Origin of the sequence: Saccharopolyspora halophila (assembly GCF_039531955.1) — a bacterium.
Classification (GTDB): domain Bacteria; phylum Actinomycetota; class Actinomycetes; order Mycobacteriales; family Pseudonocardiaceae; genus Saccharopolyspora; species Saccharopolyspora halophila.
Window position 1 is genome coordinate 1 of record NZ_BAAARA010000014.1, and the last position, 13,807, is coordinate 13,807.

The following is a 13,807-nucleotide window of genomic DNA, read 5'->3' on the forward strand; positions in this document are numbered from 1 at the left end:
CCTCAGCGAGATGCGGCAGGACCTCGTCCTCACGGGCCTGCACCGCGACCATCACGCCACCGGCCGGGAGCGCCTGCATCAGGCGCGCCCGCGCGCTGATCAACGTGCACGCGTCCTCCAGCGAGAACACACCCGCCACGTGCGCAGCCGCGATCTCACCGATCGAATGCCCCGCCAAATAATCCGGCCGCAGCCCGAACGACTCGGCGAGGCGGAACAGGGCGACCTCGACCGCGAACAACGCGGGCTGCGCCCAACCCGTCCGGTTCAGGACCTCGGCATCATCGCCCCACATCACATCGCGCACGCCCGGATCCAACCGATCCAGCACCGCATCCAGGGCCTCGGCGAACACCGGAAACCGGTCGTACAGCTCACGCCCCATGCCGAGCCGCTGCGAACCCTGACCCGCGAACAGCACACCCAACGACCGCTCAGCAGCGACCCCGCGGGCGAGTTCCGAGACCCCTTCGTCCGAAGCCAGCAACACCGCACGGCGCTCGAACACCGAACGCGAGGACACCAGCGAATACCCGATATCGGCGGGAGACTCGTCCAACCCGCGCAACCGCGGGAGCTGCTCGTCCAAGGCGCCCTCGGACTTCGCCGACACCACCCACGGGACCACGGCAGGCGCGACTCGCGACTCGTCCACCGGCTCCTCGGCAGCACCCGGCTGCTCCAGAATCACGTGCGCGTTCGTACCGCTGACACCGAACGACGACACACCAGCACGACGAACACGACCGGCATCCGGCCACTCGCTCGGCGAAGCGAGCAGTTCGACCTGACCGTCCTGCCAGTCCACGTGCGAGGACGGCGCGTCCGAGTGCAGCGACTTCGGCAGCACGCCGTTGCGCATCGCCATCACCATCTTGATCACCCCGGCCACGCCGGAGGCGGCCTGGGTGTGACCGAGGTTCGACTTCACCGAACCCAGCAGCAACGGCTTCTCGCGATTTTGGCCGTACGTGGCCAGCAGCGCCTGCGCCTCGATCGGATCACCCAGGGAGGTCCCCGTTCCGTGCCCCTCGACCACATCGACGTCCGAAGTGGACAGACCCGCACCGGCCAAGGCCTGCCGGATCACCCGCTGCTGCGACGGACCGTTCGGCGCTGTCAACCCGTTCGACGCGCCGTCCTGGTTCACCGCCGAGCCCGGCATCACTGCCAGCACCCGATGCCCGTTGCGCTGCGCGTCCGAAAGCCGCTCCAGCACCACGAGTCCCGCGCCCTCGGACCAGCCCACGCCGTCGGCGGAGTCGGAGTAGGACTTGCACCTGCCGTCAGCGGCCAGCCCGCGCTGGCGGGAGAACACCACGAAGGACGCCGGAGTCGACATCACGGTCACACCACCGGCCAGCGCCAGCGAGCACTCCCCCTGCCGCAACGACTGCGCGGCCAGATGCATCGACACCAGCGACGACGAGCACGCCGTGTCCACCGTCACCGCCGGACCCTCGAACCCGAAGGTGTAGGAGACCCGGCCGGAGAGCACGCTCTGCGCGGTGCCGGTGCCCTGATAGCCCTCGAAGGTGTCGCCGTCCAGCAACGTGCCGTAGTCGTTGACCATCACACCGGCGAAGACACCGGTCTGGCTGCCCTGCAACGAGATCGGATCGATCCCGGCCCGCTCGATCGCCTCCCACGCCGTCTGCAGCACCAGCCGCTGCTGGACGTCGGTGGCCAGCGCCTCTCGCGGGGACATCGCGAAGAAGTCGGCGTCGAACTCGCCCGCGTCGTGCAGGAACCCGCCCGCCAGGGCGTAGGAGGTGCCGGCTCGGTCCGGGTCGGAGTCGAAGAGGGTGTCCAGGTCCCAGCCCCGGTTGGTGGGGAACCCGGTGATCGCGTCGGAGCCCTCGGTCACCAACCGCCACAGGTCTTCCGGCGAGGAGACCCCGCCCGGGTACCGGCAGGCCATGCCCACGATCGCGATCGGGTCCTCGTCGAGCGACGGGGCGGCGGGCACCGGCGATGGCGCGTCGAGCGCCGATCCGAACAGGTCGTCGCGCAGATGCCCGGCGAGCCTGGTCACCGTCGGGTAGTCGAACACCGACGTCGCCGACAGCCGGATCCCGGTCGCGGCGGTCAACCGGTTGCGCAGCTCGACCGCGGTCAGCGAGTCGAAGCCGAGCTCCTGGAAGGCGCGCGAGGGATCGACTCCCCCGGCGCTGGTGTGCCCGAGCACGGCCGCGACCTCGTCGCGGACCAGTTCCACCAGCCGTTCGGTTCGCTCGGCCTCGGTCAGCGCGGCGAGGCGGTCCACCAGCGCCCCGGTCTCGCCGCCGGTCGACGCGGCGGCGCGCCGGATCGGCGTGCGGATCAGCCCGCGCAGCAGCGGCGGGACCTCCCCGCGAGCGCGCAGCGCGGGCAGGTCCAGGTGCACCGGAAGGACCAGCGCGGCACCGGTTCCCAGCGCCGCGTCGAACATCTCGGTGCCCTGCCGCACGGACAGCGGCAGGACCCCCATCCGCGAGATCCGCTGCACATCAGCCTCGGCGAGCCCGCTGGTCAGACCGACCGACTGCTCCCAGGCGCCCCACGCCAGCGACACCGCGGGGAGCCCGCGCTCGCGCCGGTGCTGCGCCAGGGCGTCGAGGAAGGAGTTGCCCGCCGCGTAGTTGCCCTGGCCCGCGCCGCCGAAGGTGGCCGCGGCCGAGGAGAACAGCACGAACGCCGACAGGTCCTCGGCGAGTTCGTGCAGGTGCCACGCGGCGTCGACCTTCGGGGCGAGCACGGCGTCGGACGCCTCGGGCGTCAGCGATTCGATCACGCCGTCCTGCACGACACCGGCGGTGTGCACGACGGCTCGCACGGGGTGCTGCTCCAGCAGCCCGGCCACCGCGGCACGATCGGTCACGTCGCAGGGCACCACGCGCGCGGTGGCTCCGCCGTCGGCCAGCTCGGCGACGAGGTCATCAGCGCCCTCGGCCGCCGGACCGCGGCGGCTGACCAGCAGCAGGTCGCGCACGCCGTGCCTGCTCACCAGGTGGCGGGCCAGCACAGCGCCCAGCCCGCCGGTACCACCGGTGATCAGCACGGTGCCGTCGACGTCCCAGACCGGCTGCTGCCGCGAGCCGTCCGCCCTGCCGATGCGCGCCGCCTGCACCTCGTCGCCGCGGACTCGCAGCTGGGGCTCGTCGCTGCCGAGCGCGCGCGCCAAGGTCTCGGCGGACGTGTCGAGCTCGGCCTCGGGGTCCAGGTCGACCAGCGCGAAGCGACCCGGGTGCTCGGTCTGCGCCGACCGCACCAGGCCCCACACCGCCGAGCCGGTCAGGTCGTCGCCCGAGGTCGCCCCGCGGGTCACGAACACCAGCCGGGAGCCGGTGAACCGCTCCTCCGCCAACCACTCCTGCAGGAGCCGCAGGACGCGCGCGGTCGCCGCGTGCGCCGAGGACGGCACGTCCTCGCCGTCACCGGTGACGGGAACCAGGACCTCGTCGGCGTCGACATCGGCGATGCCGACGTGCGCCGACCCGGCCAAGCCCAGCGGGTCCGGCCCGATCACGGCCCGGTCGCGTTCGGCGGGCACCGAGGTGGGGACGGGCGTCCACTCGAGGTGGAACAGCGCATCCCGCTCCACCGGGGCGCCGGTGAGCTGCTCGGCGGGAAGTTGCCGGGTGACGAGGCGGTCGACCGTGGCCACCGGCGAGCCCGTCGCGTCGGCAACTGAGAGCACCGTCGTGCCGTCCGGCCCCGGAGCGAGCCGCATCCGCACCACCGAGGCGCCCGCGGCGTGCAGCGACACCCCCTGCCAGGAGAACGGCAACCCGCCTCGGCTGAGCGAGCCGACGTCGCCGAATCCCGAGGCGTGCATCCCGGCGTCCAGCAGGGCAGGGTGCAGGCCGAAGTCCTCGGCCGCGGCCTCGGAGGGCAACTCGACCTCGGCGTACAGGTCGTCGCCGCGCCGCCACACCGCGCGCAGCCCGCGGAAGACCGGGCCGTAGTCGAAGCCGACCTCGGCGAATCGCTGGTAGCAGTCGGTCACATCGACGGACTCGGAGTCGGCCGGTGGCCAGGCGCCGAGGTCGAACGCCGGTTCCGCCGCCGCGGCGGCCAGCACACCTCCTGCGTGCTCGGTCCAGGCTCCCTCGCCGATTCCCGCTGGGCGGGAGAAGATGGCCACCGGGCGGCGGCCCGATTCGTCCGCCGCCCCGACGGACACCTGCACCTGCACGTCGCCCTGGTCGGGCAGCACCAGCGGAGCGGACAACGTCAGTTCCTCGACGCGGCCGCAGCCCACCTCGTCGCCCGCCCGAATCGCCAGTTCGAGGAATCCGGTGCCGGGGAAGAGCACGCGTCCGTGCACCACGTGATCCGCGAGCCAGCTGTGGGTGCGCCGGGTCAGCCGGCTGGTGAACAGGAACCCGTCCGACCCCGCGAGCTCGGCTCCGGCGCCCAGCAGCGGGTGTCCGACGGCCTCCAGACCGGCGGCGCGCACGTCGCCCGATGCGGGGGCGGGCCGGGGCCAGAACCGCTCGCGCTGGAACGCGTACGTCGGCAGGTCGACTCGGCGGGCACCGGTGTCGGCGAAGAACCGGGACCAGTCGACGTCGACGCCGGACACGTGCAACCGCGCGAGCGCATCGATCAAAGCCGATGCCGCGTCGCGGTCCTTGCGCTGGGCGGCAACCAGCACCGCGCTCTCCGGTGCGGATTCGGCGGCCATCGCGGATAGCACGCCGTCCGGGCCGAGTTCCAGGAACGCGTTGACGCCGTGCTCGCCCAGCGAGCGCACGTCGTCGGCGAAGCGCACGGTCTCCCGCACGTGCTGCGCCCAGAACTCCGGCGAGGACACGTCGCCGTCGATGGCGATCGAAATGCTCGGGGCGTGGAAGGACAAGCCGCTGATCGCGGTGCGGAAGTCCTCCAGCATCGGATCCATCAACGACGAGTGGAAAGCATGGGAAACCTTGAGCCGCGTCCACTTCCACCGCTCGGCCACGGTGAGCACCGCGGTCTCATCACCGGCCAGCACCACCGAGGCCGGCCCGTTCACCGCCGCGATCGAGACGCCCTCGACCAGATGCGGCAGCACCTCGTCCTCACCAGCTTGGACCGCGACCATCACGCCACCAGTCGGCAACGCCTGCATCAGGCGCGCCCTGGCGCTGATCAACGTGCAAGCATCCTCCAGCGAGAACACACCCGCCACATGCGCAGCCGCGATCTCACCGATCGAATGCCCAGCCAGGTAATCGGGACGAACACCGAAGGACTCCACCAGGCGGAAGAGAGCCACCTCGACCGCGAACAACGCAGGCTGCGCCCAACCCGTCCGGTTCAGGACCTCCGGATCATCACCCCACATCACATCCCGAACACCCGGATCAAGATGCCCCAGCACCGCATCCAGGGCCTCCGCGAACACCGGGAACCGGTAGTAGAGCTCCCGACCCATCCCCAAGCGCTGCGAACCCTGACCCGCGAACAGCACGCCCAACGACCGCTCGTCGGCCACCCCGCGCGCGACCTCGGCCACGTCGTCGCCGGAAGCGAGGCGCACCACCCGGTGTTCCAGCGTCGTACGGGAGGTGGCCAGCGAGAAGCCGATGTCCAGCGGCGCGAGCTCCGGGTTGCGCTCGGCGAAGGACCCGATCCGGTCGAGCTGCGCCGCCAGCGCCGCCTCCGAGCGGCCGGACACCACCCACGGCACCTCGGCGAGATCGGACGCCCGGACCTCGGGCTCGGGCCGATCCGCGGCCGGAGCCTCCTCGATGATCACGTGCGCGTTGGTGCCGCTGACGCCGAACGCCGAGACGCCGGCCCGGCGCGGCCGATCGCCCCGCGCCCACTCCCGGGACGAGTTCAGCAGTTCCACCGAACCGGCCGACCAGTCCACATTGGAGGATCGGGTCTCCGCGTGCAGGGTCTTGGGCAGCTCGCCTCGGTCCAGCGCCATCGCCATCTTGATCACACCGGCGACTCCGGCGGCGCCCTGCGGGTGACCGATGTTCGACTTGATCGTGCCCAGCAGCACCGGCTGCTCGCGATCCTGCCCGTACGTCGCCTGCACCGCCTGGGCCTCGATCGGGTCGCCCAGGGCCGTGCCGGTGCCGTGCGCCTCGACCACGTCGACGTCCCCGGCGGACAGACCCGCGTTGCCCAGCGCGGTCCGGATCACCCGCTGCTGCGAAGGACCGTTCGGGGCGGTCAGCCCGTTCGACGCGCCGTCCTGGTTGACCGCAGACCCGCGCAGCACCGCCAGCACGTCGTGCCCGTTGCGCTCCGCGTCCGAGAGCCGCTCCAGCACCAGCACTCCGACGCCCTCGGACCAACCGGTCCCGTCGGCGGCGTCGGAGAACGCCTTGCACCGGCCGTCCGAGGCCAGCCCGCTCTGCGAGGTGAACGCGGTGAACGCGTTCGGCGTCGACATCACCGCGACACCACCGGCCAGCGCCAGCGAGCACTCGCCCTGCCGCAGCGACTGCATGGCGTTGTGCAGGGCGACCAGCGACGAGGAGCACGCGGTGTCCACCGTCACCGCCGGGCCCTCCAGGCCCAGCAGGTAGGAGATGCGCCCGGAGAGCACGCTCGCGGCGAACGCGGTGGTCGAGTACAGGCCCACGTCCTCGCTGGAGGCCGCCAGGAGGTCGCTGTAGTCCTGACCGGTGGTTCCCATGAACACGCCGGTCTTGCTGGAGCGCAGCGAGGCGGCGTCGATGCCCGCCCGCTCCACGGCCTCCCACGAGACCTCCAGCAGCAACCGCTGCTGCGGATCCATGGCCACGGCCTCGCGCGGCGAGATGCCGAAGAACCCCGCGTCGAACCCGGCGACGTCGGAGAGGAAACCGCCCTGGAAGGTGGCGCTGTCCAGCTCCTCGACGTCCCAGCCGCGATCGGCCGGGAACTCCGAGATGGCGTCGCGCCCCTCGGCCACCAGCTCCCACAGCTCCTCCGGCGAGGAGCTGCCGCCCGGGTACCGGCAACCCATCCCGACGATCGCGACGGGCTCGGTCGCGGCTGCGATGAGCTGTTGGTTCTGCTTGCGCAGGCGATCGTTCTCCTTCAAGGACGAGCGCAGAGCCTCGACGTACTGCTTCTCAGAGCTGCTCATCGGATTTCCTTCGGATCGCCGTGTCTTCAGTTCGCGGTGTTCTCGGTCGCCAGCCGCAGCAGGTCCTCGCCGTCCATCTCGTCGATCGAGTCGGTCTCGGCGGAGGAGGCCTCGGCGGAGTCGCTGTCGTCGTCGGCGAGGTCGAGAACCAGGTCCAGCAGGCCGGCCTTGCGCAAGCGGCTGACCGGGATGGTCGTCAGGACCTCCCGGATGCGTGCGTCCGGATCGTCGTCGGCCGCCGCCGACGCGGCGGGCAGGATCTGGCCCTGGAGGTACTTCGCCAGGGCCGCGGGCGTGGGGTGGTCGAACACGAGCGTCGCCGGTAGTGCCAGGCCGGTGGCCGCCTTGAGGCGGTTGCGCAGCTCCACGGCCGTCACCGAGTCGTATCCGACCTCGCGGAAGGCCCGGCTGGCCGGGAACGCTTCGGCCCCGGCGAACCCGAGGGTCACCGCCGCCTCGCCGCGCACCAGGTCGAGCAGGACGCGGCCTCGTTCGGCCTCGGGCAGCTCGGCCAGTCGCTGCTGGAACGCGGGCTCGCCCGCCTCCGCCTCCGGCTCGGCGAGCGCCTGCTGCGCCTCCGGAATCCCGGACAGCAGCGGGCTCGGCCGACCGGCGGTGAAGCTCGGGGCGAACCGCTCCCAATCGGTGTTCGTCACGGTGAGCGTGGTCTCCCCGTCGGCCACCGCCTGCTGCAGCACCAGGATCGCCAGGTCCGGGTCCATCTGCAGCACACCGCGCTTGCGCAGCCGCTCGGCGTCCTCGGCGTCCTCGGCGGCCTTGCCCGCATCGGCCCAGGAGCCCCACGCGATCGAGGTCGCCACCAGGCCGACCGACCGCCGGTACTGCGCCAAACCGTCCAGATACGCATTCGCCGCCGCGTAGCCGGACTGCCCGGCGCTGCCCCAGCNCTCGTCGAGCTGTTCGCCGGAAAGGGCGTCCAGCCCGGTGCCTCCGTCGATGAGTCCCGCCGCGTGCACGACGGCGCTCAGCGGGCGCTCGTCCGGGATCTCGGCTAGCACCGCCGCCAGCGCATCCCGGTCGGCGACGTCGCAGGCCCGCACGGTGACCTCCGCACCCGACGCCTCGAGTTCGCCCCGCAGCTCCGCGGCGCCGGGAGCGTCGGGGCCGCGACGGCTGAGCAGCACCACGTGCTCGGCCCCGCGACCCACCACCCAGCGGGCCACCCTGGCGCCCAGGCCACCGGTACCGCCGGTGATCAGCACGGTCCCGCGAGCGTGCCACTCGCCGCTGCGCGCTCCGCGCGGAGCTCGGCTCAGCCGCCGCCCGAACGCACCGGACGCGCGCACCGCGATCTGGTCCTCGGCACCGGCGCCCGCGAGCGCGCCCGCCAAGGTGCCCAGGACGCGCTCGTCGAGCTCGTCCGGAAGGTCGATCAGGCCGCCCCAGCGACGCGGCAGCTCCAGCGCCGCGACCCGGCCCAGGCCCCACAGGGCCGTCTGCGCCGGGGAGCACGGAGCTTCCGAGTCGTCCACCGACACGGCCCGCCGGGTCGCGCACCACAGCGGGGCCTCGACGCCGTGATCGCCCAGTGCCTGCAGCAAGGCCGCGGTGGCGACCAGCCCGGCGGGGGCCGAGCCGAACACCGGGTGCGCGGTCTCGGCAACGCCCAGCAGCGACAGCACGCCGGTGATCTCGGAGCCCGCAGGCACGACCTCGGCGAGATCCGCCGCCAGCTGCTTGCGGTCCCCGTTCTGCGCGACCTCGACGCGCACCGCGTCCGGCGCCAGCGCCGTGAGCACCGCGTCCGTCCACTCGTCGGCGGACCCCGCGGGCACCGCCGCGAGCCACGCACCGGACGGCGCGTCCGCGGCGAGCCCGGGAACTGCGGACCAGGTCTCCCGGTACCGCCAGGCGTTGGCGACCGAGCGGGCGCGCTGCCGGTGACGCCAGGAGGTCAGCGCCGGCGTGATCGCCGCCGCGGTCTCGGCGTCCAATCCCAGTGCCGAGCCCAGGCTTCCGTCCTCGACGAGGTCCCAGAAGGCCGAATCCACCGGGTCCGCGATCGTCCCCGCGGCTGCCGGCTCGGGCCAGAACCGCTGCCGCTGGAACGCGTAGGTCGGCAGCTCGACCCGGTTGCCCGGGCCGGTGAAGAAGGCGGTCCAGTCCACCTCGGCACCGCGCACGTAGGCCTCGGCCAGCGAGGAGGCGAATCGGACCGGACCGCCCTGGTCGCGGCGCAGCGTTCCCACGGCCGTCACGTCCACCTCGGCTTCCTCGGCAGTCTGCTGCAGGGGCATGGTCAGCACCGGGTGCGCGCTGGACTCGACGAAGATGCGGTAGCCGTCGGCGATCAGCGCGCCGACGGCGCCCGCGAAATCGACCGGCTGCCGCACGTTGCGGAACCAGTACTCGGCGTCCAGCGTCCCGGTATCGATCCGCGCGGCGGCCACGGCGGAGTAGAACGGGACGTCCGAAGCGCGCGGCCGCACCGTGGCCAGCGACTCCAGCAACGTCTCCCGCAGCGGTTCCACCTGCGCGCAGTGCGAGGCGACGGGGGCAACGATCCGCGCCCGCACGTCCCGCGCCTCGCAGTGCGCCACGAACTCGTCGAGGGCGTCTCGCTCGCCCGCGACGGTGACCGCGCCCGGTCCGTTCACCCCGGATATCTCGAGCCGGTCCGCCCAGCTCGCCAGCAGCTCGCCGGCTTCCGCCGCGGACACCGCGACCGATGCCACCGCGCCCTTGCCGATCATCTCCTCGGCGAACAGCCCGCTGCGCACCACGACGATCCGCGCCGCGTCCTGCAGGCTCAGCGCGCCCGCGACGTAGGCGGCCGCGATCTCGCCCTGGGAGTGACCGACCACCGCGGCTGGCCGGACGCCGAAGGAGCGCCAGACCTCCGCCAGCGACACCATCACCGCGAACAGCAGCGGTTGCAGGACCTCGATCCGCTCCAGCGCTTCGGCGCCCTCCCCGGTGACCGAGCCGCGCAGCACGTCCAGCACCGACCAGTCCACCAAGGTCCCGATGACCCGGTCGCATTCGCTCATGCTGCGATGGAAGACCGGTGAGGTCTCCAGCAGTTCCAGCGCCATGCCCGCCCACTGCGTGCCCTGCCCCGGGAACACCAGCACCGGGCCGGGCCCGGCGTCTTCCACCTCGCCGCGGACGAGGGCGACACCGGCACCGTCCCGGCGCAGCGCCACGGCGCGGTTCTCGAAGGTCGAACGGGTGGTCAGCAGCGAGAAACCGACGTCGCTCGGGGAGATCTCCGGGGATTCGGCGGCGAAGCTCTCGATCCGCTCGAGCTGACCGTCCAAGGCGCCCTCGGACCTGGCCGAGACCACCCACGGCACGATGCCGCCGAAGGTGGTGCCCGGCGCGGCCTGCTCGGCGGACCGCTCGTCGGTCTCCGCCTGCTCGAGGACGAGATGAGCGTTGGTTCCGCTGATGCCGAACGACGAGACCGCCGCGCGCCGCGCCCGGTCGGCGTCCGGCCACGGCGTCGGCTCGGACAGCACTTCCACGCCTGCCGCGGACCAATCCACGTGCGAGGACGGCGTTCCGGCGTGCAGGGTGCGCGGGAGCACGCCGTGGCGCATGGCCTGCACCATCTTGATCACGCTGGCCACCCCGGCGGCGGCCTGGGTGTGGCCGATGTTCGACTTGATCGAGCCGAGCAGCAGGGGCCGTTCCCGGTCCTGCCCGTAGGTCGCCGCGAGCGCCTGGACCTCGATCGGGTCGCCCAGAGCGGTACCCGTGCCGTGCGCGTCGATCGCATCGACATCCGATGTGGACAGACCGGCACCGGACAGGGCCTGCCGGATCACCCGCTGCTGCGAAGGACCGTTCGGCGCCGTCAGACCGTTCGACGCGCCGTCCTGGTTCACCGCGCTGCCGCGTACCACGGCCAGCACCTGGTGCCCGTTGCGCCGCGCGTCGGAGAGGCGCTCCAGCACCACCACGCCGACGCCTTCCGACCAACCGGCTCCGTCGGCGTCGTCGGAGAACGCCTTGCAGCGCCCGTCCGGTGCCGATGCGCCCTGCCGTCCCAGCTCCGCGATCGTCGCCGGGGTGGACATGACGGTGACGCCGCCGGCCAGCGCGAGCTCGCACTCGTCCTGCCGCAGGGATTGCGCGGCGAGGTGCATCGCCAGCAGCGAGGAGGAGCAGGCGGTGTCCACGGTGACGGCCGGGCCTTCGAAACCGAAGGTGTAGGCCAGCCGTCCGGAGATCACGCTGCCCGCGACACCGGTGATCGCGTGGCCCCCGCCGTCCTGATCGGAGCCGGTCAGCACGTTCGCGTAGTCCTGCATGGTGCTGCCGGTGAACACACCGGTCCGGCTTCCGCGCAGGGACGCCGGAACGACCCCGACCCGTTCGATCGCCTCCCAGGAGGTCTCCAGCAGCAGGCGCTGCTGCGGGTCCATGGCCAGCGCTTCGCGCGGCGAGATGCCGAAGAAGGCCGGGTCGAAGTCGGCCTGGTCGGCCAGGAAACCACCTTCCCCCGCCACGGTGCTCGCCTCTCCGGAGGTCAGCAGCGCGTCGAGGTCCCAGCCGCGGTCGGTGGGGAACGGAGCGATCGCGTCGGTGTCGTCGACCAGGAGTTGCCACAGCTCGTCGGGAGAGCCGACACCTCCGGGGAACCGGCAGGCCATTCCGACGATCGCGATCGGCTCGTCGTCGCGGTCCCGGCGCCGCGCCACCTCGACCTCGGCGTGCTCGCCGAGCAGCTCGCCGAGCAGGTGCTCGGCCAGAGCCCGAGGCGTCGGGTAGTCGTAGACCAGGCTCGCGGCCAGCGTCCGTCCGGTGGCGGCGGCGAGCTGGTTGCGCAGCTCGACCGCGGTCAGCGAGTCGAAGCCCAGGTCCCGGAACGCCTTGTCCAGTCCGATCACCGTGGCGTCGGAGTAGCCCAGCACCGCACCGATCCGGCTGCGGACCAGATCGAGCACCAGCTCGGTTCGGCCGTCCTCGTCCAGGTCGCGCAACCGGGCGGCGAGGCCGGAGGCGGTCGATCCGGTGTCGTTCCGGGCAGATTCGAGGTCGGCCAGCGCTCGTCGTGCTTCCGGGAGCTCGGAGAGCACCGGCATGGGGCGCAACTCCAGCAGCGCGCGCAGCATCCGCGGGTGCAGCAGGTCGGCGACGATCGTCGTCGCGGCGGGCCGCGCCACGGCCTGCCACAGCGCGCTGATCGCCAGTTCCGGCTCCAGCGTCCCGGCCCCGTCGCGCTGCAGCCGCTCGGCGACCTCGTCCTGGGCGGCCATGCCGCTGCCGGACCAGGCGCCCCAGGCCACGGAGGTGGCGGGCAGCCCGGCGCTGCGGCGCTGCTGCGCCAGGGCGTCCAGCACCGCGTTCGCCGCCGCGTAGTTGGCCTGACCCGGGTTGCCGACCGCACCCGCCACGGACGAGAACAGCACGAAGAAGTCCAGGTCGCGGTCGCGCGTGAGCTCGTCCAGCAGCAGCGCGGAGTCCACCTTCGTCCGGAACACCTCGGTGAAGCGGTCCGGCGTCAGCTGCTCCAGCACGCCGTCATCGACGACTCCGGCGGTGTGCACCACGCCGGACAGCCGCTCGACATCCGCCAGCAGCGCGGTGAGGCCGTCGCGGTCGGCGACGTCGCAGGACTCCACCCGCACCCGCACGCCGCGGGCGGCCAGCTCGTCGCGCAGCTCGGTCGCTCCCGGGGCCTGCGGACCGCGCCGGCTCGCCAGGATCAGCTCTTCGACACCACGTCCGGCCAGGTCCCGCGCGACGGCGGCGCCCAGCGCACCGGTGCCGCCCGTGATGAGCACGGCTCCCGATGCCGAGAACTCCTCCGGCGTCGTCCGCGCGCGCGGTGCGCGCAGCAGCCTGCGCCCGAAGACACCGTGCGCTCGTACCGCGACCTGGTCCTCCGCTCCGGAGGCCAGCACCGCGGTGAGGCGCTCGACGGCGCGTCGGTCGAGCACGTCCGGCAGGTCGATCAGGCCGCCCCACCGGCCGGGCAGTTCCAGCGCGGCGACCCGGCCGAGGCCCCACGTCCCGGCGCGCAGCGGGTCGGTGATCACGTCGTCCTCGCCCACCGACACCGCCGCACGGGTCACGGACCAGATCGGCGCGTCGAGACCCGCATCGCCCAGGGCCTGCACCAGCACCGCGGACGCCGTCAAGCCGCGCTCGGCGGTGCCGAGCAGCGAGATCACGCCGGAGGCCGGTCCGGGAAGGGCCGCGAGGCGGTCGGCCAGCTCACCGCGTTCCTGCTCGGCGGATTCCAGGACCAGCGCATCCGTGCCGAGGGCGTCGATGACCGAGGCGGCCCAGGGATCATCGGTCGCCTCGGCGGGCAGCACGACCAGCCAGGTTCCGCTGCCGAGCGTCGCGGAGTTCTCGCTCAGCGGGGTCCAGGTCTCCTGGTAGCACCAGGAATCCACCGTCGACCGGGCCCGCCTGCGGCTGCGCCAGGACGACAGGGCCGGAACCAGCTCAGCCGCGGACTCCGCACCGATTCCCAGCTCACTGGCCAGCGAACCGCTCTCCACCAAATCCCAGAACACGTCATCCCCGGCCTCCGGTCCCGCCGCGGGCTCGGGCCAGTAGCGCTCGTGCTGGAAAGCATAGGTCGGCAGATCGACGCGACAGGCACCCGTACCCGCGAACCACTGGCTCCACCGCACGCCCACGCCCGCGGTGTGCAACCGCGCGAGCGCGCCCACCAGGGCCGTCTCCTCACCACGATCCTTGCGCAAGGCCGGCGCCAGCACCGCGCCCTCGGGAGCGGATTCAGCGGCCATCGCCGAGAGCACGCCATCC

2 protein-coding genes are annotated in these 13,807 nt (G+C 72.7%); both read right to left on the bottom strand.

Translation table 11 applies throughout. The features are described from left to right. The coding region (locus tag ABD289_RS18430) for an SDR family NAD(P)-dependent oxidoreductase (protein WP_344134064.1) at positions 1-7,057 on the bottom strand (7,057 nt) is incomplete at its 3' end. 26 nt (positions 7,058-7,083) lie between these two features. Continuing rightward, on the bottom strand, positions 7,084-13,788 hold the full coding sequence (locus ABD289_RS18435; protein WP_344134067.1) for an SDR family NAD(P)-dependent oxidoreductase: 6,705 nt from the start codon (positions 13,786-13,788) through the stop codon (positions 7,084-7,086). Between the last annotated feature and the right edge of the window lie 19 nt (positions 13,789-13,807).